Origin of the sequence: Streptomyces humidus, from assembly GCF_014649655.1 — a bacterium.
In the GTDB taxonomy this organism is placed as follows: domain Bacteria; phylum Actinomycetota; class Actinomycetes; order Streptomycetales; family Streptomycetaceae; genus Streptomyces; species Streptomyces humidus.
Map to the genome: position 1 here is coordinate 1 of NZ_BMTL01000007.1, position 21,753 is coordinate 21,753.

A 21,753-nucleotide genomic window follows, 5' to 3' on the forward strand; every position below is an offset into this window, starting at 1 on the left:
GGCCGAGTTCGAAGCCCTCCACGCAGCATCACCCGCACCCCAGACCACCCCCTGAAAACCAGCTATCCCACCCTCCACAAAACCCGGGGCTTGACAGGTGTGCGGACGACGCGCGGTGTGACAGTCGGAGCAAACGAATTTCCAAGCTCGTTCGGACGCTGGGCGAAGGGTGTGTCCCCTGACGCTGAACCTGGACCGATTGCCAGGGAAGTTGGACAACCACTACGTTCCTGCCATTGATGTTGGACCGAAGAGGTTGGGGGCAGGGTGGGGGCACCGGCTCTTGCGTACGGGGACGCCGCGTTATCGGCCTTTGAGCTGGACTTTCTTGAGCGCGGGCGTCGGCGTCGGCAGCCCTTGGGGCAGGGGTGGACCACACAGTTCGAGGCCGTGGAGCCGGTCCGGGACTTCCGCTGGGCCAAGGGGGTCGAGAGCTTCGCGGGCTGGTACTACTGCGCGACGGCCCGGGACCACGTTGGCTACGAGTCGTGGCTGGAGCGGGACCATCTGATCTTGATGGACCGTGATCCGCAGGTGGTGGGGATCTCCTCGCAGCCGTTCTGGCTGCACTGGCACAACGGCACCCGTCGGCGCCGGCACGCGCCGGACTACTTCGTCCGGCTCGCCGACGGCCGCGGCCGTGTTGTGGACGTGCGGGCTGATGACCGGGTCGATGACGCTGCGTCCGAGTCGTTCGAGGCGATGGAGCTGGCCTGCCGGGCGGTGGGCTGGGAGTTCGTCCGGGCCGGGGCGCCCGATCCGGTCTTCATGGCGAACGTGCGATGGCTGGCCCGCTACCGGCGGCGCCGGTGTCTGCGGTGGGCGATCGCCGCACGGCTGCTGGAGGCATTCGAGGAGCCCGCGCCGCTGCTGGAAGGGGTGCTGGCGGCGGGCGACCGGCTGGTGGTGCTGCCGGTGCTGTTCCACCTGATGTGGTCCGGCGTCCTGGCCGCCGACCTGCGGGGCGAGTTGCTGCACGACCACAGCATGGTCTGGAAGGAGCGGGGCCGGTGAACGCGATGCGGCGGCCGACGGGCATCGAGGTCGGGTCCTGGGTCCGCTTCGACGGCCAGGTCCGCGCGGTGACCGCGGTGACCACGACGACGGTGACGCTGACCGCGACGAACGAGCTGGCCGTGGTCGTCGAGCTCGACGTGCTGCTGCGCGGTGAGGACTTCGCGGTCGTCGACGTCCCGGTCCGCCAGCCGCTGCCGGCGGGCTCGCTGCTGGAGACGTTCCCGAAGGCGGTGCGGGAGAAAGCCCTGTGGTGGGAGGGGCACATTCTGGAGGTCCTGCACGGGCTGCCGCCCGGCGCCGATCCAGGGACGTCGCCGCGGCCCGAGTACCGGTCGGACCGCTCGCTGACGGCCCGGCAGCGGGCCAAGGCCGCTGAGCTGACCGCAGCCGGGCACAAAGTGGCTGCTCAGACGGTCGCCAACTACCGGCGCCGCTACCAGGCCGACGGGATCGTCGGGCTTGCGGACCACCGTCCGGTCCGCAAGAAGCGCGAGTTCGGATCCGTCGACGACGCCGTGGTCGCGGCCATGCGGCAGGCGATCGCCGAGGCGACGGACGCCTCGACCCGCCGGGGAACGTTCCTGCTCTGGCGGACCGCCGAGATCCTGCGGCAGACGCCCGCCGGCCGGGCGGTCAAGCTGCCGTCCGAGCGGACCCTCTACCGGCTGCTGGACAAGCTCACCCGAAACACGCACACCTTCAGCTCGGCCACGACCCGCAGGTCACGGGCCCACGGCGCCAGCGGGGAGTTCGGCGAGCTTCCCGTGTTCGCGCCGGGCGAGGTGATGCAGATCGACTCCACCCCGCTCGACGTCCTGGTCCTGCTGGACAACGGGGTGATCGGCAAGGTCGAGCTCACAGCCATGATCGACGTCGCAACGAGGTCGCTGACCGCGGCGGTGCTGCGGCCGACTACGAAGGCGGTCGACGCCAGCGTGCTGCTGGCCCGCACCGTCACCCCGGAGCCGATGCGGCCCGGCTGGGTGGACGCGCTGAAGATGTCCCGGTCGGTGCTTCCGCACCGCCGCCTGCTGACGCTGGACGAACGGCTCGAGCACGCCGCCGCCCGCCCGGTGATCGTCCCGGAGACGATCGTCTGCGACCACGGCAAGGTCTTCATCTCCCGGAACTTCAAGTCGTCCTGCCGCTTTCTGGAGATCGACTTCCTGCCCACCCACAAGGGCTCGCCGTTCGAGAAGGGGCACATCGAGCGGATGCTCGGCTCGGTGGCCTCGCTGTTTGCCCAGTTCCTGCCCACCTACACCGGCCGCAGCCCCGAACACCGCGGCCGGAACCTTGACCAGGGCCGGGCCTGGTCCCTGCTCGAACTCCAGGACCTGCTGGACGAGTGGATCGTCGCGAAGTGGCAGAACCGGCCCCACGACGGACTGCGCGACCCGTCCCACCCGGGCCGGCTGTTCACACCGAACGAGAAGTACGCCGCCCTCGTCGAGGCCTGCGGCTACGTCCCGGTCGCCCTGGAGGGCGACGACTACATCGAGCTGCTCCCGGCCGAGTGGCGGGCGGTCAACGACTACGGCATCAAGATCAAGAACCGCACCTACAACAGCGCCGACCTCGCCCCGATGCGGCGCCGGCACTCCGGCGTCACGGCCAAGCGGGGACTCTGGGAGATCCACCGCGACCCCTACGACGTCTCCCGGATCTGGGTACGCGACCACCGCGGCCGCGGCGAGTGGGTGCCAGCCGTCTGGAAGCACCTCAAGCGGGTCCCGGTCCCGTTCGGCGAGCTGGCCTGGGACCACGAGGCCCGCAAGCTGCCCGGCGCCACCGAGGCCGAGATCGCCGACGTCGTCGCCGCCCTGCTGACCCGGGCCCACGCCGGCCCCGGCCGGCCACGGACGGGCACGGCCGCGAAGAAGGACCGCCGGGTCGCGGCCCGCACCCGGGCCGCCCGTCCGTCGACGCCCCTGCCTCCGGCGGTCCCTGAGCCGGAGCCGGTGGCCGAGGCCACATCCGAGGAGCCGGAGGAGCTGGCCGAGGTGATCCCGCTCGGCCTGTTCGACCCGCTGGAGAACCCGTGGAGGCGCTCATGACGATGCCGGACACCGTGGACACGGACGCCGCCCGGCATCTGACCACCAGGGAAGGCTGGCACGCGTTCACCTCGCAGCGGCCCTCGCCGCCCGCGCTGCTGAGCGAGCACGAGTACGCGGCCCTGTCGGAGGCGGAGCTGGAGCGCTACAACGAAGACCGTCTGGACCATCACGCCCGCCTGCTCGTGGTGGCGACCTCCACGGTCCGGCACACGGTGACCAGCGGGCGGCGGCTCATCCTGCTCAACCGGCACGCGGTCAGCGCCCGCCGGGGCCTGATCGTCTCCGGCCCGGCCGGAACCGGGAAGACCATCGCCATCACCCAGCTCGGCCTCGCCCACGAACTGCAGGACCGGGCACGGCACCCGGACGTCGACGACCGCATCCCCGTCGTCTACATCACCGTCCCGCCGGCGGCGACCCCTCGCATGATCGCGGCCGAGTTCGCCCGTTTCCTGGGCCTGCCCACGGCACGCCGGTTCAACATCACCGACATCATCGACTCGGTCGTCGGTGTCTGCACCGCCGCCCGCACCGGCCTGGTCCTGGTCGACGAGCTGCACAACATCTCGCTGACCACCCGGCACGGCGCCGAGGTCGCCGACACCCTGAAGTACTTCTCCGAACGTATCGCCGCCACGTTCATCTACGCCGGCATCGACATCGAGCACAGCAGCCTGCTCTCCGGCACCCGCGGAGCCCAGATCGCCGGGCGCTTCACCCTGATCCCCACTCACCCTTTCCCCTACGGTCAGGAGTGGAAAGGGCTGGTCAGCACCATGGAGAAGACGCTGCTGCTGCACCGTCACGCTCCCGGAACGCTGGTCAAGCTCGATCGCCTCCTGCACAAGCGGACCGGCGGCATGATCGGCGCGCTCTCCCACCAGATCCGCGGAGCCGCGCTCGACGCTGTCCTCACCGGCACCGAAAAGATCACCCAGGACAGCCTGGAGGCCGTCCCGCTCGACGTCGCCGCAGAGTCTCCCCGGCTGCTGACGGACACGAGGCACACCTGGTGACCAGGACAGCCCGCAGCACTGCCCCGGTCAGGAAGCTCCCCTTCCAGCCCCGACCCCGACCAGGCGAGGGGCGCACCGCGTTCATCGAGCGGCTGGCCACCGCGAACTTCCTCCGGCCCAGCTACCTGCGCGCCTACCTGCGTGCCCCCGGCTCCGACAAGGCGGCTCCATCCTGGGAACGCCTGGCTGCGGTCACCGGCCGCGACCCAGTCGTCCTTCAGGAAGTCCTCGAACGGAAGCAGTGTGTCGAGTGCGGCAGACCTCTGCCGATCGGGGACTACCTCACACCTCGGCGGCGATGCTCCCAGGCTTGCCGCCAGAAGAGCTACCGCAAGCGGCACCCCAAGCCACTGAAAGCCACGCGGATCACCAACTGCCAAGAGTGCGGCAGAAGACTCCCCTACCACGTGCGACCACGTCAGTACTGTTCACCGGCATGCCGAACAGCCGCCTACCGCAGGCGAATGAGCGCTGCTCGCCCGCCGCAGATCCGGGCCAAGAACTGCCTGGCCTGCGAGGCACCCCTTCTCTCCGGCCCCACAACCAAGATCTACTGCTCGAAGCGCTGCGCCCGCTGGACCTACACCACGCGACGCATCGATCAGGGCCTTCCACCTCTGCCCCAGCCAGCCGCCGACATCCCGCGGGGCTTCCAACCGGACTGCTGCGTCGTCTGCGGAACGCCACTCACCCTGGGCACCACCGGACAGATCCGGCTCACCTGCTCAGGCTCCTGCCGGGCAAAGCGCGCCTACTGGCGCAAGAAGGAGAAGCTCGCCACCGCCGCCTGACCGGTCCACCTTGCGTGACAAACGATCCAACTTCGATGTCAGAGGACAGGGTGCGTCGCACTGGGCGTTGAGCGAGTCCCATCGCAGGCTGCCGGCTTGCTTTCGTCTCACCGACGATTGCGTACGCCGTCCAGGGGGTTGTCGCCTCTCGCTCCTGACCGCGGAAGAGCCCGGGCAGGGTCGGCCAGAACGCCGACCCTGTGTAGTTCTCCGCGCCTCTCACGGACCGCTGCCCATGCCGCGCAGCTCCGGCTCTCAGCTGAAGATGTCGAGGACGTCCAGCCAGGAGCCGTCGTCGGCGGAGCGGGGCCGCATCGCGCGCGGCTCCGGGTAGGTGGCTGCTGCAGCTCGAGCGCGGACGACCTCCGGCCCGCCGCACGCCTCGACCGCGAAGGCGCCGAAAACCTCGGCGAAGGCGGCGGGGTCGCGAAACTCCACGCCGAACGCCCGGCCGTCTTGGAGCGGAACCCACACCACCCGGTCGAACCGTATCCACTCCAGCACCGGCTGGTCGTCCGCAGTCGACCGCCCTTCGAGCCACAGTCGCGCCACGTGCAGCAGGTTCACCTGCTCCATCGCCAGCCGCTTGCGCCGCACACGCAGTTCGCGCGTCGTCAGCGTGATCCGCTGGTCCTTCTTCGGATACCAGACGACGCCGATCCCGAACGGCACCCACAGCAGGATCCCGATCATCGGCCAGACCAGAGCGTCGCCCCACGATCGGACCAGGCCCCCGTCCATCAGGTACAGGGCCCCGAAGACCACAACCCACTTCGCCGTCATCCGCCAGAACCCAGTGCCCTGCCGGTACAGGACCCGCCGCTTCCCCCTCATCGTCATGCCCGCACGCTATCCGCCTCACCGCGGAAGGCGGTGACGTCCCCCGTCGGGTTCAGACTTGCCGGACGCTCAGGGAGCGGGCGGGGTGAGGGTTCGATGCCCGTGGGCGTAGCTGAGCAGGTACAGCGCCGCCTGGAGGATGAGCGCGACGCGGTGCTTGGGCGGGGTGTCGATCAGGCCGTGGCAAACGTCGTTGCGCAGGTTCATCCCGCGGTCGGGGTCGACCAGGAGCAGCTCTAGGGCGCGGCTCCAGTCCGCGGGATACCCGGCGGCCGGCATGCTGCGGAGGAGTCCTCCCAGCTGGTCGACGGTCCCGGGGGACTCGCCCTTGGCCACGGACAAGATCGAGACTTGCCAGCGCAGGAGCTGTCTGAGGATCTGCTCCACCTGAGGCAGGGCGATGCATACCGCTGCGTCGAACTCCCCCAGCCAGAAGTACCGGAAGGCGTAGGCCAGCGTTCGGGCGCGCGCCTCCGGCAAGACGGCGTCATGGGCGAGGGCGCCGATCAGCTCGGCCTCGTCCGGATCGAAGCGCTCGTGGATGTGGTCGAGCTGATGGGCGGCGAGGTGCCCGAGGAAGTCCATCGCGAGGACCTGCAGTCCGACGAGGTGGTCGTCGGCGGCGGCGACGGGCGGAGCGACCTGGACGGGTCCGGCGGTGTTGATGCGCGTGCGCGGGATCCGGAGCAGACCGTCCAGGAGGCCCACGTCGTCGGGGTGCTCGCGCATCGCCGGATGGGCGTCTTGCGCGGTTCGCCACAGTGCGTCTCGCAGGCTTGGGGCGGCGTCGACGTGCGCCCGGGCCCCGGCGAAAAGTCCCGGCGGGGGGATGAGCGGGCGACGGATTCGAGTCCATCCCAGGGAGTCCGGATCGGTCTGTTGCAGGGCCATCTCGGCACGCACCCTCAGCTCGGGCAGACCTCGATCCCGCGCGATGGTCGCGGCCTGGGTCAGCAGGTTGTGGCGACGGAACCCCGTGTCGGCATCGGCGGCGTCGAGGAGGGCGCTGACGATCTCGGTGTCGATGCCGACTCGGCGGAACTCGGACGCTTCTGCCCGTATCAGCTTGAGGAATCCGACGCGGGCGTGCACATCGCCGGCGTACCGACGGGCGGCGCGTTCTGCGAAGTCGGTGATGTCGTAGCGCTGGACACGCAGCCCCTCCAGGAGATCGGCCATGATCGCCGTCTCGTCCTCGGGAGCGGCAAGGACTCGCTCGGCCAGGGCGACCGTGTCGTCGGTGACGCGCTTGCACAGGTCGGTCTGGTTATAGGTCCGGGCGAGGTCTCCGGCCCAGCGCAGACACTCGGTCGCACCCACCAGGCCGGGGAAGCGCTTGCGGGCGGCGAGCAAAAGCGGCACCGCGTCCAGGTACCCGGCGGCCGCGCCCCGGATGCGGTCGACCTTGCGACCGTGTCCTGCGACGAGCAGAAGGTGATGGAGGCGTCCCCGGACAAAGGAGTTGGTCACGGCCTCGGCGTACGCGCTCCAGGTCTCCATCTGGTCGGCGGCGACGCCGGACAGGCTCGCAGGCGGCCGGCCGAGGACGATCCCGGTGAACGTCTGCGCCCTGCCAGTCCCGGCGGGTCGGAGACGCAGCGCGGCGAGTAGCGCATCGCGCTGCTGCTCGGCGGCCGCGTTCGTGCCGGTGTCCGCGGCCGCGAGGACGGCGGCGATGTCCTCGCAGGAAGCGGCGTTCGCCGCCGCTTCCGTGAGCACGTCGAGCACACACGGTTCTACTTGCGGCATGGGCGCCTCACTTCCTCCGTCGCCAGTATCGGTACGACTTCGGACCGGGCCCACTGCTTTTCCGGAGTTCGTCAACGCTCACGCCGTCGGCGCAGCATGCGGAGGGTGTCTACCCATCGGCGTTGCCGGGGCGCGCGGGGCGCGGGGGGCGCGGGGGGCAGCTGTGGGGGCGGGGGAATCGTGGGCGGGGCCACAGGTGGAGGTGGGAAGGCCGGCGCGAGGTTCGCGGACGAGGCGACGGACGGGGTCACGTTCCCGCGCGGGGGTGCCTCGGCATCGTGCTGGTCGGCCGGCTGCGGAAGTTGTGGGGCGGTGTGCTGATCTGTCTCAGCCTCGGTGGCGGGGGCTTCGGCCGTCGGGATCGGCGCGGCGGGCTGAGGAGTGGGCGGAGCGTGCCGCTCGGCGTACACCTCGCGGGCTCGCCGGTCGCGCCAGCGGTGCCGGCCCTCCTGGGCGGCATACAGCTCGTCCATGACCTTGTGCGCGTCGGCGGGGTGGAAGACCGCCCGGGTGCGGGTCAGCGAGGACAGGGCGATCGGGACCAGGCCCCAGCAGTCCGCGGTAGGGGCCGGACGGGGCTTGCTGATCCGCCAGTCGTCCCGGGGGTCCTTGTGGCGCGGCCACTTCGGCCAGGCCGTCCAGTCCTGCTCGGGGCGGGCGGGGTGCCGGAAGGCGTGGGAGCCGTAGGGCACCAGCACGAGCTTCCCGTCGAGCCAGTACACATGGCCGCCGGCGTCGAGGATGGCCAGCTGCTGCTCGGTGGGGGCGACACGCTGGTGCTCGACGTCCCGTCCGCTCAGGCGGACCTTGTGGCTGGGGAGTTGGCCGAATTGGCCAGGGTCGCGGCGCAGGAACCAGACGTGTGCGGCTCCGGCGTGGTGCTCGCGTACCGCGAGGATGCGTCGGCGGACGGCCTGAGGGCTGGGCAGCGTGCCGGGGCGTTCGATGACAACGGCGGTGTCGCCGCACTGTGCGATGACGACCGGCGGGAGTCCGATCGGGTCGCGAGGGTCGTCTCCGGGGGAGGCGAGGGTGCAGCCGGTGATGCCGGGCAGGGCGCGAATCTGGTGGCTCAGCTGGATGACGACCTGGTCGTCCGCGTCGATCTGCGCTTCCCGTTCTGCCAGTCGGCACGGACCTCCTTCCTGGTGGGAGAAGTGCGGCGTGACCTTCGCTTCGGGCCGGGCGCCCCTGAGGATCAGTGGATCCGCGCAGGCTCTGCACAGGTACCGGCCGCCCGCCAGGCCGATCGGCAGCCCCTCCACGCCCAGATCGACATAGATCGGCCGCTTGGTCTCGGTGTCCCACGCGCTTGCACCCATGCCGTGATCATGACGGGCGCTACGGGTGCCCGGCCAGACCTTCTCCCGCCACACGGGCGCCCGGTGCCTGAACGACCAGCACGACGGGAAACGGCTTGCCCCCGTGGCCCGCCTGACGGGAGCTTCGCCGACGAGAGCCGGCCACGCTGCGACCGGCCGGCGTGCTGCCCGCGCCGTGGCCGCGGCCGGCGTGGGGGCACCCGGCCAGCTGACCGACGAGGCGGCCGTCGTCGCCTTGACGTTCACCAAGGCGCTGGAGGCGCCGAGCAGGCCGCCGTGGCAGTCCTTGCCGTCCAGGGCGCGGCGTAGCCCACCCCCTCACCACTCCCCCATCGCCGCCGCCGAGGTCAGCTCGCTCCCCCGGCCCAGGTGTGCGGCTAGAACAGGGTCAACGGCTGAGGAGGGGTTGGTGCGGTCTGGTGTTCTCGGATCGCGTCCCGAAGCTCCGCGGCGGTGACGCGGGCGGCGTCGAACGTCTCGGTCCAGCCGTTGGGCAACTGGGCGGCGGTGAGGAAGACGCCGTGCCCGGCGGCGCGCAGGCGCCGCAGGATCGTCTGTTCGACGGACAGGGCGTCGTCGCCGGTGGGCACGTGGTGCTCGTAGTACAGGGTCCAACCAAGGCGGCGGTGCTGGCCGATGCGGTCGTTTCGCTGACGAGCGCCGGCGACGCCGATCTTGACGGCGCCGTGCTGTACGTGGGTGACGACGTAGACGCGGGCGGGCGCGGCACGGTCGAAGCCGAAGCGGGCGCAGTACTTGCATCCGCGGCCGCTGCGGATCTTGGACAAGGTGGGAGTCGAGGTGCGGCCGCAGGTGGTGCAGCGGCAGCGCCAGGGCGTCATGGACGTGGTGTAGGGCTCCAGGGGCTCGAGACCGGCCTCGCGCATGGAGGCGGCGGCGCGCTCGGGGTCTTCCCGTCGTGCGGCGGCGGAGCGGAGGTCGGCGCAGCGCCGGCATCCGCTCTGGCCGGCGAGGATGGATCCGAAGGTCGGTGAGGTGATGGTGCCGCAGCCGTGGCACAGGCACCGCCAGGGGTACTTGACCCCGCGGTACGGCTCCTGGGGTTCGAATCCGTGCTCGCGCATCTCGGCGACGGCCAGGTCCTCGTCGTGGCGCTGTGCTGCACCGTTGGCCCGGTCGGCGCACCGCTTGCAGCCAGGACGCCGGCTCCGGCCGGTCAGGGAACCCAGGCGCGGGGAGACGATGGACCCGCACGTGATGCAGCGGCTCTTCCACGCGAACTCCGTGCCGGGGTACGGCTCCAGCGGCTCCAGGCCCGCCGCCCGCATCACCGCGGCCGCGGTCTCGGCGTCGTGGCGCATCGACTCGTTGGCCTTGCGCCGGCCGCAGGGGTAGCAGCCGCCCTGCCCCTGACGGATGGAGCCCAGCGTGGGGGCCCCTGGCGCTCCGCACGCCCGACATCGGACCGGCCAGGGCGTGTCCACTCCCGGGTACGGGCCGAGGGGGTCCAGGCCCGCGGCCCGCATGTCGGCCGCCGCAACGTCGGGGTCGACCGGCGCGTTCGGTGCGCACCACCGGCAGGGCCCGGCACCGGAGTTGATCCGGACATAGGTGGGTGTGACCTCGCGTCCGCATGCGCGGTGACGGCACCGCCACTTCCGGTCGCTGCCGCCGGGGTACGGCTCGAGCGGCTCCAACCCGGCCGCCCGCATCACCGCGGCTGCGGCCTCGGGTTCGATCCGGGCGTGTCCGGAGCAGTAGACGCAGCCGCGCTGTCCCTTGGTGATGTTGCTCAGGCGGGGGGTGACCTCCCGCCCGCACGCCGTATGGCGGCACCGCCACGGGGCGGAGCTGCCGCGGCAGGGCTCCAGCGGCTCCAGGCCGGCCGCGCGCATGATCTCTTCCGCCTGTCGCGGATCCCTCCGCGGTCGGCCGCTGCCTGCCAAGTCCAACTCCCCGCTCTCCAGGGTGAGCGGGGTCATGCCTCGCTGTTCGGCGCAGCATAGGGGTGGCCACTGACATCGACTCTGATCGTCGCCTTGCCGCTGGTGGGTTGCGGTGTCCGTCTTCCGCTGGGTGGCCCGGCGGCTTCATTCAGTTCGCGGCCGAGCAGCACGGTGACGGTCCGGGGCGCCGGGGACCTGTTGAGGGCCGCCGGTGGGCGGTGCGTTCGGCGCGGTCATCAGACAGGGGAAAGGTCCGGCACGACAGTGGGCCCGCCCGCCTGAACCACTGGGTGCGCAACATCTCACGGCGGTCAAAGAGTGCTCAGCAGGACGAGGAGAACCGTCAATGTGCCTGTTGTGAGCACCGTGCCTACCACGGTGAACACCATGTACAACGAAGTCGAGTCCCAGCCGCGGATCTCGAAGCGGCGGGGATCGTTCTCGTCGTAGAGGACGAAGACCGAGTTGCCGACGCCGTAGCCGTTGAGGACCTTGCCTCGGCCGAACGTGGAGGAGTACGTGCACTCGCTGCCGTCCCGGGTCGTCCAGGCTACGACCGGGTGGTGGTACTTGGCTCCGTCGTCGTCTCGCCTGGTGTCGTGGCGGACGACTCGCCCTACGGCGGTGATGCCCGTGCGGCGAAGCGCGCTGGCGCGGCGGAGTCCGTACACGCCGGCACAGAGAAAGCTCACGCCGATCACCAGCGGTATGAGCGTGAAGAGCCATTCGCGGTTCATGTCGTGTCCGACGCGTGCGTGGCGGCATCGGTTGCCCGAGGCACGAGTGCCGTTCGCCCCGGTGACCTGCGGACCCGTACGTATCGACGGTCGTGGCGCCGTATTCGGGCGGTAGGGCGGCGCTGGGAGGTGCACGCCGATGGCGGCACGGTCTGGTCGGTTCGTCGGGGCGCTAGGGCATCCGGGGCTGGGCGGGGAGGGGGCCGGGGCGGTGTCGGTGCGTGACCTGGCCGGTGGGAGTCGGCCGAGCAAGGCTGGAGGGGGAGCGGCCCGGGGTGAGCATCGCCGTGAGCAGTGCCGTGGCCGGCCACAGCACGACGCCGACAGCGGTGAGGGCAAGTCCCGAGAGGCCGGCGTGGTGGCCGGTGAGCAGGACGACGGCGGTGTGGAGGATGCCGGCGGTCGTGGCGAGATCGGCGTGCCAGGCACTCCGGTGAAGGCTGTGCTCGACCAGGCGGCGCACGCCGCTGGCGAAGGCGAGCAGGGCGGGGCCACCGAGGACTGCGATGGCCAGGGCGTTCGCCCACAGGCCGGGGGCGTTGACCAGGACGGCGAGCGCCATGCCGCCGGTCAGGAGCAGGGTGGTCAGCAGGCAGGCCGTGGTGATCCTCAGCTGCTCGGGGTGCGGCGACTGGGGCGGGTCGAGAAGGTAGAGGGCGGCGAGGAGCAGCCCAGCGAGAGTGCCGAGGGCAGCCGTCCAGGCGGTCGGCAGTGTGGTGGTGAGTGAGAGTTCGCCGGCGATGGCGGCGGCGGTGACGGCGCCCGCGACCACGGCGGGGAGCCGGGTGCCGGGTTCGCGGCCTTCGGCGGCCCGGTCGATGGTGGTGGCGACCCGCGTGGGCGGCTGCGGGTTCGGGACTGCGGTGGGTGCGTCGGCGAAGGCGGCCAGTGCGGTGTGCAGCTGGGTGAGGCGTGTGCGGGTGTCGGCCGCGGTCGGCCGGCGGTCGGGGTTCTTGTCGAGGAGCTCCAGGACCAGCTGTTCGAGCTCGCGGGGGACGCCGGGGCGCAGGGCGGACAGCGGGGCCGGCGCGTCGTTCAGGTGCTGGTTGAGGACCTGCCATCCCGTGCCGGTGAAGGGGACGCTGCCGGCGAGAAGTTCGTGGAGGAGGCAGCCGAGCGAGTAGAGGTCACTGGGTGCGCCCAGGGTGGTGTCTCCGCGGGCCTGCTCGGGCGACATGTAGGCGGGGGTTCCGATGGCGACGCCGGTCACGGTCAGGGTGTGATGGGTGGCTTCGGCCAGGCGCGCGATGCCGAAGTCGCACAGGTACGCGGTGTCCGACCGGTCGATGAGGATGTTGGACGGCTTGAGGTCGCGGTGGACGATGCCGGACTGATGGGCGGCCTCCAGGGCCTGGCTGATCTGGATCGCCCAGGTCAGGGCATCAGTGAGGGAGAGTGGACTGCCGGTCCTTGTGTTCAGCGGGCGGCCGTCGACAAGGTCCATGGCCAGAAAGAAGATGCGGCGGCCGTCGAGGTCGGCGGCGCCGTGGTCGTGGACGGCGACGACGTGCGGGTGGGACAGGCGCGCGGCCACGTGTGCCTCCCGGCGAAAGGCCGCCTCACGTACTGGGTCCCCCTCCCCCACCGGGATGATCTTGAGGGCGACGTCGTGAAGGTGGTGGAGGTCCTCGGCTCGCCAGACCGTGCCCATGCCTCCGCTGCCGATGGCCTCCTTCAGCCTGTACCGGCCGGCGACCGTCGTGCCGCGCATCATTCCTCCAGCCCTGCATGCTCCTGCGCTGGGCCGGCCGGCCCAGCGCACCGCCGGTCGCGGGGCGCGCCCGGCGGTGCGGCGGAGCATACGCACACGACTTGCCGGAGGGCGGCGAGGCGTGTGTGAGGGTGCCAGCTGTCAGTCCTTGAGCTCGTACTTGCAGGGCTCGGCCGACTTGCCGCCCTGGTTGTCAGCGACCTGCTTGCCGTCGACCTTGATCGTGCACGGGGCGGGCTTGAGCATTCTGTCCGGGCCCTCGACCGAGGCGGGTACCACCGACACCGTGACGCCGACCTTCAGCTCGGCCCCCTCCAGTTGGATGGACTCCGTCTTCGTCCAGGGCAACGTCACCTGCTCGAAGTGGTTGGTGTTCCCGATCCACATGACCTTGCCCGTGCCCGTGCCCCCGACCTCGAAGACCACCTGATGGGCAACGCCCTTCTTCCCCGACGACGAGCCCTTCGCGCCGCCGCTCGCCGAGACGCTCGGCGAGGCCTCGCCCGCCTTGGCCGGGCCGGTGTCCTTCTTCTCGCTGCCGCACCCGGTCAGCAGCACGGCCGCTGCGAGCAGGGTGGTGGTGAGCGTTGTTGTCTTGCGCATGTGCGTACTTCCCCGTTGCTGAACTGATCATTTCGGTGCCGTAGGAGACCGTAGATCATCGCGCCGCGCGGAAGGACACGGCCCGAGAGGCAGCGGGCAATGCCCATACCGGTCTGTTCCGGTCAGGGCCAGGGACAGCCGCTAGTGCTCCACGTGGTGTTCGCATACGACGAAGGGCCCGGCTGCATGCCGGGCCCTTCGGTCAGTAGCGGGGACAGGATTTGAACCTGCGACCTCTGGGTTATGAGCCCAGCGAGCTACCGAGCTGCTCCACCCCGCGTCGGTAAGGCCACTCTACACAGTGATCTTCGCGGGCGGGGCGGTGCCGTACGGCCGTCAGCTCCGGACGATGTTCTCGGCCTGGGGGCCCTTCTGCCCCTGGGTCACGTCGAACGTGACCGCGTCGCCCTCCGCCAGCTCGCGGTAGCCGCTGCCGGCGATGTTGGAGTAATGGGCGAAGACGTCCGGGCCGCCGCCCTCCTGGGCGATGAAACCGAAGCCCTTCTCCGAGTTGAACCACTTCACGGTGCCGCTGGCCATACTGCGTGTCCTTCGATCTTGCCGAGGTATCCCGGCTGGTCTGGAGTCGGAGCCCTCCGTCGAGGGAGGGCACCCGGCGTCCGTTCTACCCCGTCGGCGCCACAACTATCCGGGCTCCGCGCAGTGATCGCGTGACGCAGTGCGTCCGTGAGTCAGTGCGCGGTCCTGGAGTGCCCACGGCGCGGGGGGCTACTTGCCCTTCGCGGCTTCCTTGAGCTTGGAGCCTGCCGAGACCTTCACGCTGTATCCGGCTGCGATCTCGAGCGGCTCACCCGTCTGGGGATTGCGGGCCGTACGGGCAGCGCGGTGGGTGCGCTCGAAAGTCAGGAAGCCGGGGATGGTGACCTTCTCATCGCCATTGGCGACGACGTCGCCGACGGTCTCTGCGAGGGCGGCCAGAACAGCGTCGGCGTCCTTGCGGGTCACCTCGGCGCGCTCGGCGAGGGCTGCGATCAGCTCACTGCGGTTCATGCGGTACTCCGTGACGTTCGGGTTGTCGCGACCGCTGCGCGGACGCGACGCTTCGTTAGCCATCCTTGCACCGAGGTCTGACAACGCTGTGCCCGGCACCAGCAGCGGAACGCTGCGGCGAAGCTGGCGGCCGGTAGGCGGGCGCGCCGCAGGAGCAGCCGTTGGAGTTCGCCCAGCACGCCGGACCCGGCAGGCCCCGCACCACGGACACAGCTGGCGCTCGACCAACCCGGCGCCGGCGCGCTCGTCCAGGTCCCCGTAGACCGCCCCTCCCTCACCCGACCGACTCTACGGCCGCAGCTGCACGTCGGAGCGGACGTGCGGCTGCGTTCGGGCACCTTGTTACCTGCGGGGACGGCGCTGGTTCTCCTTCGTCGACAACAGCCCGAGAACTGCACGGTCCTGGTGGTAGCTGAACCACTGCTCGGCCAGGTCGCGGTCCTTGAACCGCCCGAGTCCAGGCTCGGTGGAGGGCGTCAGTTCGATCGCCTCCCACCCGCCGACGCGGTCGGCGAATTCCCCGGCGATGTCGTTGAATGAGGGCCCGCCGAAGTAGCTCACGGCCGTGTCGGAACTCTCCAGCGCTGTTCCGGACAGGTCCGAGACGAGGGAGCCGGCCTGCTTGCGGGACTCGAAGTACGTATTGATGGCCGACTTCACCTCGTCGCGCATCACGTTCAGGACCTGCTGGCGGTAGGTCTTCGGCTTCAGACAGTCCTTGTACGAGAAGTCGATGCGGCTGCCGTCCACCCGGACCACCTCGAAGCAGGGGTACGGACCGCGCGGCGGAGGGGCGATCGCGAAGGCTTCGACACCAGGGCCGATCTTGTCCTCCGCCTCCCGGTGCATGTTCAGAAGGTCCAGCAGGAGAAGGTGGTCCTCTGGCTGATCCACGATGCTGCCCACCGAGTACCGGTACAGCACCTTCTGTACCGCCTCCTGCGCATCCCCCTTGGTCCGGTACTTGCGATGCCCGATCCAGAACTCGGCCATGAACCTGGCCCTTCCCTTCTTCGATGACGCCACCACCCGGCGACGCTACGCCGAAAGCATCCCCAAACTCCGCTGTAGTGCGGCCTTCGCGCACCCGTGATCAGCGTGGAGGGGATGGGAGAGCCTGCCTACCGATCACCGCGAATTCACTCGTTCGGGTGATCGGGTAGGCGGCCCCGCCCAGGTCGCAGGGTGCGAGTACGTCCCTGTCGTGCTGCGGGGGGCCCTCTTCCGCCGGCGAAGCCCGCCCTTCGGCAGGGTGCGGCGGCGTTCAGCCGGTGACCGCGGCCTCAGGTGTCTGTGGGTGGCGGGTGAGGCCCGCGGCCGTGACGGCCTGAACGTGTTCGGGCGGCAGGCTGTCCCAACGTCGGCGGAGGTTCTTGAGCCACTGGCCGACCTTGAACTCCTCGCCGTCGACGGTGACGGTGTCGCGCTGATGGATGTGGACGTGGCCTTCGCGGTCCCGGAAAGCGGCGACGGCCGCCAGGCCCTGGCTCAGCTGCCGCTGCTGGCGGGCGGCTCGGCCGGTGGGCTGCGGCGGCTCATCGTCGGGTTCGATCAGGGTGATGCCCAGTTCGCTCACGAGCCGGAGCTGCTCGGGATGGAGTGTGCTGTATTCGGTGCTCTGCGCCGCGACCCATTCACCGAGGGGCTCGTCGTCGTCGGTGATGAAGTCGGCGGGGAGGTCGTCGAGCGTGATGCTGGCTTCGGCGTAGGTGCGGGCGGTGTAGTAGAGGCGCTGCCAGGTGATCGGCCACGGCGGGTTCCAGTACGGGTCGATCTCGGCGAGTGCGGTGTCGGTGGGGTCGGGTTCGAGTCCGTTGTCCGCGCGGGTGCGGGCGGCGGCTCGGCGGTTGGTGAGCCAGCGGCCGAAGGCGTAGTCGCCGATCATCTCGTCGCTGGGAACGGCGAGATGGCCGCGGCGGGCGGCCCAGCTGCGGGCGTGGAGGAGTCCGCGTTCGGCGGCCTGGGTCTGGAGGTTCCAGATGATGCCGAGGTGTTCCAGGGACTTGATCTGGGAGGGCTTGAGGGTGCCGGCCGCGTACGCCTTGCGTGCCCGGTTGATCCAGCGGCCCAGCGCGAATCCGCCTGCGTCATCGTAGAGCCGGGGGACGTCGAGGTGCCCGTGGGCCTGCTGGTAGGCGGTGGCGGCTTCCAGGCCGCGCCGGAAGGACGCTTCGCGGGGGTGCAGGACGCGCAGCCGAAAGGCCTGGGCGATGGTGTCGGCGGGGAAGGGCCGGTCGAAGACGATGTCGACGGGCACGCTCGCGTCGTCCTGCTCGTCCTCCGGCTGCGGGTAGGAGGGCTGTTGGGGGACGGCGAGACGGTCGGCGATGCGGTCGTCGTGTGCACGCAGGGCCTGGAGGACCCGCCAGAGCGGGCGGTACAGGTTGGAGCCCATGAGGTCGTCGGCGTCCTCGCCGGGGGCGACGTAGACGGGGACGATCAAGGTGGCCTTCTTGCCCTGGCCGGGCTTTTGTCGAAGGGCGCGGCCGACGGCCTGGACCGTGTCGACGATCGATTCCTTGGGATCGGCGAAGACCACGGTGTCGATGCTGGGGATGTTGACGCCCTCGCCGAGAAGGCGAGCGTTCGCGATCACCGTGCGGAGGGCCGGCGCGAGGAATGCGCCCGGGCGGCCGTCGAAGCGGTCCAGGAGCTCGCGTCGGTAGGCGGGGTCCTGGTTGCCGTCGAGGCCGGCCGCCCACAGTTCTCCCGGGTCGGGGCAGCCGGTTCCGGTCTCGTCCAGCGCGTAGAGGAGTGCGGCCGTCTCGAGGAGGGTGTCGGCGAAGGCGTGGGCGTCGGCAACACGGTGGTGGAAGCTCACGACGCGGCGCAGATCGAGCTCGGCCATGGCGCGCAGGACGGCGATCTGGAGGGCGGCCTGGCGCAGTTCGGCTTCGGTGGCCTTGTCGGAGATCCCGAGCCGGGTGCGGATGGTCGCCTCGTTCACCTCCATGACGACGACCCGGTAGTCGGCCAGGAGGTCTTCGTCGATGGCCTCGGCGAGCGGGAGGCGAAAGCAGGTGTCGCCGTAGAGGGCCGGGTTGTCCATGGACGCGACGAGCGAGTCGTCCTCGTCGTCACCGGGCTCGCCGGCCGACCAGATCCTCGGGGTGGCGGTGAGGTAGAGCCGCTTGTGCGCGGGGATCAGTTCGTCGTCGTGGACGGCGGCCCAGCGTTTTCCCAGGTCACCACTGGTGCGGTGGGCTTCGTCGACTGCCACCAGCGACCAGGCGGGGAGAGCGAAGTGGGTGTGGGCGTACTGGACGCGGTGCAGGGAGTGGTAGGTGGCGAAGACCGTCAGTCCGGGGTTCTGGTGGACGGTGGCGGCCAGGGCGGCCGGGTCGGTGGTGAACGCGACGGGCTCGCCCGCGGTGTTGGGGCGCTTGGAGCACAGGGCGAGCACGGGCCCGGTCATGCCGGCGGTGCGCCAGTCGTCGATGGTCTGGGCGAGGAGCTCCAGGGTGGGCAGCAGCACCAGCCGGGTGCCCTGGGGGGCGACACGGGCGGCGGTGCGCGCGGCGACGTACGTCTTGCCGGTGCCGCAGGCCATCACGACGGAGGTCCGGGCGGTCAGGCGCAGCGCGGTGTGCGCGGCGTGGACGGCCTTGGACTGGTGCGGGCGCAGCCTGATCCTGGGCGGTGGGGCGGTGGCGGTCGCGGTCACGGGGTGGCCGGTCCTTTCAGCCGGGTGCGGGCGGCGGGTCAGATGCTGAACTTGATGTGGTCGATGCCGGTCAGTGCGACCGTCTGAAGAGAGGTGGCCCGCGAGCCGCCGTCGGTGAAGTAGTCGTCCCGCAGCCCGTCGGCGACGATCTGGGCGAGGTCTTCCTCCGAGGCGCCGGCCTCTTTGGCTTCGAAGAGGGCTGCGGCGGTGGCGGCGTCCAGGCGGCGGGTGAGGCGGCGGTAGCGGGGGTCGTTGGTGGTGCCCTTGGGGGACTTGAACCCGAATTTCCCTCTTACGTCCACTTTGATGCCGCCGGTGGTGACGGCGGCCTGGAGCTTCTTCGCCTTGACGATCGGCTGCCAGAGCTGCTTGACCGTGGCTTCGATGAGGGCGGCGGTCTCGGGCTTCGCGGCCTTGATCTCGTCGTCGCGGTAGCGCTCGACGGTGCGCTGGGATTTGCCGATCTTCTCGGCGACCGCGCGGGCGGCCTCGGCGCGGCTGACGCCCTTCTCCTGCTTGAGCAGGAAGCGGATCCGCGCGCCGAGCGTCTTGGGGATCGGCTGGGAGTAGGCGGTCTCGGCGGCCTCTTCCAGTCGGTCTTCGATCAGTCCCACGGTCAGTCAGCTTCCCTACGGTTCAGGCCACGCGGACGAGCGAGGCGTCCTTGATTTCGTTGGCGATGTTCACTCCGTCGGCGAGCAGGTCCAGCGCCCAGCCGATGGTCTGGCTCCCCTGGTGCTTGACGGAGCCCGGGTTGACGCCGAGGCGGAAGCCGCCGCGGATCGGCTCGCCGTCGGGGCCGAGCAGGATTGGCAGCGGCGACAGGCCGTCGATCGCGTAGACGACGCAGTCGTTGTTGACGGCGAGCGGGTACCGGCCGGCGGTGGTGAGGCTCTGCATCTTGCGGTGCATGTTGGTCCGCGCCTTCGACAGGATCATGGCGCGGATGTCGGGCCGCCACGTCAGCCGCTTCAGGGCCGGCCACGGGTCGCCGAAGACGTGGTCGAGGCCGAGGTTGGGGCGCTGGCGCAGCTTGCCGATCCCGGACTTGGCGGTGGCCTTGATGGCGTTTGCCAGCGTCACCAGGAGCGGGTCGCCGTCCTTGTAGTGGGCCATCGCCGCGAGGAAGGCTTCGTCGTCGAGGTCCGTGGTGACGCCGAGGTCGGCCATCACGGTCAGGTAGGCGTCGCGGAGGGTGTTGTACCAGGGCTGGAGGTAGGGGCTGTGGGTCTCTCGGACCCATGCCTCCATCGGGCGGACGTCGGCGCCGAGTTCGACGGCGTAGGCGACGGTGGGGGTGGCGTACCAGCCGGGTCCCTCGGGGCGCTCGCCGCTGGAGGTGAAGGGGTTGGGCAGGCGCGGGTCGGTCTCGATGTGGGAGAGGTCGAGGAACCAGGAGCCGGGCAGCTCGGGGTCGAAGGACGGGTTGCGGGGGTAGTGGATGGCCGGGCCGGTGCCGACGTGGAGGCGCCGGCAGGCGGCGAGGAAGGCCACCTGCACGTCGAGGGCGGCGACGTGGGTGCGGGACCGTTCGTCGTCGGTGATGAGTTCGGCGGGGCGGACCCAGATGCAGGCTTCCTCGTCGAGGGCCTCGCTGGCGGGCCGGGAGCCTTCCTCGGGGTAGTCAGCGACGACGACGGGGTGTTCGTCGGGTGCCTCGCACGGGGCGGGGTCGACGACGGTGTGAAGGGTGTGGGGCACCTTCGCCGAGACGTACTTGTTCTCCTTCTCGCTCCACTCTGCCTTGGTGGGCGGGCGCAGCGAGGTCATGAGCTGTTCGCCGGTGACCGCGAGGGTGCCGCGGGGAGTGATGACCAGACGGGCGTAAGTGCCGAGCATCCTGGCGAGTTCACCGGCGGGCAGGTCACCGGCCTTGCCCCAGGCGCGGGTCTCCAGCGCGCCCCAGGGCACGAGGGCGAGCTGGACGCAGTGGCGCTTTCCGTCGAGGCGCTTGAAGATTCTGGCCCAGGGGCCGAAGCCGGACTTGGTGAGCTCCCAGCCTGCCTTCGTGATGTTCTTGACGATCTTGTCGTCGGCCGGCAGGCGCAGGTCCTCCTGGTCGGCGAGGTTGGTGGGCAGGCCGAAGTGGGCCACGGCCCCTTCGGTGAGGATGATCAGCGGGTCCTGGTGGAACCCGTTGTCGTGGAGCTTGGCTGCTCCCAGGCGGATCTTCTTCTTGTCCAGCGCCCACGCGGCCAGAGCCTGGAGCGTCTTGGCCGGGCACGGCATGGTGCGGCCGTCGACGAGGTGTGCGGTCAGGGCGCCGTCGGTGATGTCGAGGACGGCCAGCGGACCGTCGGCGTGCTCGGGGGCCACCGCCTTCACGGCCGGCTTCTTCGCCGTCTTGCGGCGGAGGGCCGAACTGGTGGCGGCGCCCGGGCGGCGCGGCACGGCCGGCGGACGAACGGGAGACGCGGGAGCAGCAGCCGGGAGCGCGACCGGTGGTGCGGCGGCCGGTGGTGCGGCGTCCGCCGAGGGGGCGGGAGCCGGTGCGACGGAAGCGGGCACGGGCGCGGGCTCGGACGCGGACGGCTCGGTTGCGGTCGGCAGGACGGGCGCGGCCGGGGCGGTGGGCTGCGTGCCGCAGCGGGGCACGCCCATGGCGGCCATGGCCTGGAGGTAGATGTGGCGGGGCTGGCCTGCAACGAGGCATGACGTCGGCTTGCCGCAGCGGACACAGGGGCGGGTGACGTCCTCGGGCAGGTAAGTCCCGGAGCCGGGCGCGTCGTACTCGGGGTACTCGGCCTGCCCCGCCGCGTTGTCGAGGGCGGGGCTCTGGTCGGTGTCCGGCCAGGCGAGTTCGGGCGGGTCCTCGATGTCGTAGTCGAACAGGGGGGGCTGCTCCTCCTCCGCGGCCGCCGGCTGCGGCGGAGGCGCGGCATCGGGCACGGGCACCTGAGCGGTGGCGCCGCTCGTTGCTGCGGCGCGAGCGAGCTCGTCGGCGAAGTAGGCGAGGAGCCGGGCGTAGAGCTGCCCCTTCTCCCCACGCGGCGTGCGGGGTGGATCCGATTCCCAGGTCCACACCGTCTCGCGGCGCACGCTGGTCGCCTTGCCCATCTGCGTCACGGTCCAGCCGAACTCCTCGCGGAGCCTGACGCGTGCGGCCGGGTCCGGCAGCGGCGGCACCGGGCCGTCGACCGGGATCCGTGCGAGCACCGCCGTTACCGGGTCGGTTGCCGGGTCCACTTCCACCTCCACCCTCAAAAACAGAATCTAACGCGAATCTAACGTACTCGCACCGGCCGCCGATCGCAATTTCTGTTGGCATTTCAATGTGTATTATGGTTGTTGCTTGTTCTGGTTTCAAGATGTAAGTTGACTGTTC

Annotated in this window: 17 protein-coding genes and 1 tRNA gene; 4 read left to right on the forward strand and 14 right to left on the reverse strand. The window is 70.6% G+C overall.

Going from position 1 to position 21,753, the window contains the following annotated elements; genetic code table 11:
* Nucleotides 1-318 precede the first annotated feature (318 nt).
* From IE239_RS09595 to IE239_RS09610, 4 genes are all read left to right on the forward strand, one after another.
* Nucleotides 319-1,014 carry a TnsA-like heteromeric transposase endonuclease subunit gene (locus IE239_RS09595; protein WP_229878019.1) on the forward strand — a complete coding sequence of 232 codons (696 nt, stop codon included), beginning with the start codon at nt 319-321 and terminating at the stop codon, nt 1,012-1,014.
* Nucleotides 1,015-1,019: 5 nt separating this feature from the next.
* Nucleotides 1,020-3,074 carry a Mu transposase C-terminal domain-containing protein gene (locus IE239_RS09600; RefSeq protein WP_491591135.1) on the forward strand — a complete coding sequence of 685 codons (2,055 nt, stop codon included), beginning with the start codon at nt 1,020-1,022 and terminating at the stop codon, nt 3,072-3,074.
* Nucleotides 3,071-4,093 carry a TniB family NTP-binding protein gene (locus IE239_RS09605; protein ID WP_190148871.1) on the forward strand — a complete coding sequence of 341 codons (1,023 nt, stop codon included), beginning with the start codon at nt 3,071-3,073 and terminating at the stop codon, nt 4,091-4,093. Before IE239_RS09600 ends, IE239_RS09605 begins: the two co-directional genes overlap by 4 nt.
* 464 nt (nt 4,094-4,557) lie before the next feature.
* The gene (locus IE239_RS09610; protein WP_190148872.1) at nt 4,558-4,884 is read left to right on the forward strand and encodes a hypothetical protein; all 327 of its coding nucleotides are present in this window, start codon (nt 4,558-4,560) and stop codon (nt 4,882-4,884) included.
* Between the two features lie 255 nt (nt 4,885-5,139).
* On the opposite strand, the gene IE239_RS09615 is transcribed toward IE239_RS09610, so the two are convergent.
* The 14 genes from IE239_RS09615 to tap all read right to left on the reverse strand — a co-directional run bounded on the left by IE239_RS09615 (nt 5,140) and on the right by tap (nt 21,614).
* Nucleotides 5,140-5,724, reverse strand: a complete 585-nt coding sequence (locus tag IE239_RS09615; protein WP_190148873.1) for a hypothetical protein — start codon at nt 5,722-5,724, stop codon at nt 5,140-5,142.
* A gap of 69 nt (nt 5,725-5,793) precedes the next feature.
* Nucleotides 5,794-7,473 carry a DUF4209 domain-containing protein gene (locus tag IE239_RS09620; protein WP_190148874.1) on the reverse strand — a complete coding sequence of 560 codons (1,680 nt, stop codon included), beginning with the start codon at nt 7,471-7,473 and terminating at the stop codon, nt 5,794-5,796.
* A 71-nt stretch (nt 7,474-7,544) separates the two neighbouring features.
* A complete protein-coding gene (locus tag IE239_RS09625; RefSeq protein WP_190148875.1) occupies nt 7,545-8,795 on the reverse strand; it encodes a competence protein CoiA family protein in 1,251 nt (416 codons plus the stop codon).
* A gap of 377 nt (nt 8,796-9,172) precedes the next feature.
* Entirely contained in the window at nt 9,173-10,651 is a 1,479-nt protein-coding gene (locus IE239_RS09630; protein WP_190148876.1) for a GIY-YIG nuclease family protein, read from the reverse strand.
* A 362-nt stretch (nt 10,652-11,013) separates the two neighbouring features.
* The gene (locus tag IE239_RS09635) at nt 11,014-11,439 is read right to left on the reverse strand and encodes a DUF3592 domain-containing protein (RefSeq protein ID WP_190148877.1); all 426 of its coding nucleotides are present in this window, start codon (nt 11,437-11,439) and stop codon (nt 11,014-11,016) included.
* A gap of 172 nt (nt 11,440-11,611) precedes the next feature.
* Nucleotides 11,612-13,150: a serine/threonine-protein kinase gene (locus IE239_RS42935; RefSeq protein WP_190148878.1), complete on the reverse strand. Its 1,539-nt coding sequence runs from the start codon at nt 13,148-13,150 to the stop codon at nt 11,612-11,614.
* 141 nt (nt 13,151-13,291) lie between these two features.
* On the reverse strand, nt 13,292-13,753 hold the full coding sequence (locus tag IE239_RS09645; protein ID WP_190148879.1) for a hypothetical protein: 462 nt from the start codon (nt 13,751-13,753) through the stop codon (nt 13,292-13,294).
* A 206-nt stretch (nt 13,754-13,959) separates the two neighbouring features.
* Nucleotides 13,960-14,033: transfer RNA gene (locus IE239_RS09650), tRNA-Met, on the reverse strand.
* A gap of 56 nt (nt 14,034-14,089) precedes the next feature.
* Nucleotides 14,090-14,293, reverse strand: a complete 204-nt coding sequence (locus IE239_RS09655; RefSeq protein ID WP_060880712.1) for a cold-shock protein — start codon at nt 14,291-14,293, stop codon at nt 14,090-14,092.
* A gap of 189 nt (nt 14,294-14,482) precedes the next feature.
* Nucleotides 14,483-14,764: an HU family DNA-binding protein gene (locus tag IE239_RS09660; protein ID WP_190148880.1), complete on the reverse strand. Its 282-nt coding sequence runs from the start codon at nt 14,762-14,764 to the stop codon at nt 14,483-14,485.
* Nucleotides 14,765-15,106: 342 nt separating this feature from the next.
* Complete coding sequence (locus IE239_RS09665) at nt 15,107-15,757, reverse strand: DCL family protein (RefSeq protein ID WP_190148881.1); 651 nt, start codon at nt 15,755-15,757, stop codon at nt 15,107-15,109.
* 271 nt (nt 15,758-16,028) lie between these two features.
* Entirely contained in the window at nt 16,029-18,428 is a 2,400-nt protein-coding gene (locus tag IE239_RS09670; RefSeq protein ID WP_190148882.1) for a DEAD/DEAH box helicase, read from the reverse strand.
* Between the two features lie 38 nt (nt 18,429-18,466).
* Nucleotides 18,467-19,042: a telomere-protecting terminal protein Tpg gene (gene tpg, locus IE239_RS09675; protein WP_060880709.1), complete on the reverse strand. Its 576-nt coding sequence runs from the start codon at nt 19,040-19,042 to the stop codon at nt 18,467-18,469.
* A 22-nt stretch (nt 19,043-19,064) separates the two neighbouring features.
* Complete coding sequence (gene tap / locus IE239_RS09680) at nt 19,065-21,614, reverse strand: telomere-associated protein Tap (protein ID WP_229877973.1); 2,550 nt, start codon at nt 21,612-21,614, stop codon at nt 19,065-19,067.
* Between the last annotated feature and the right edge of the window lie 139 nt (nt 21,615-21,753).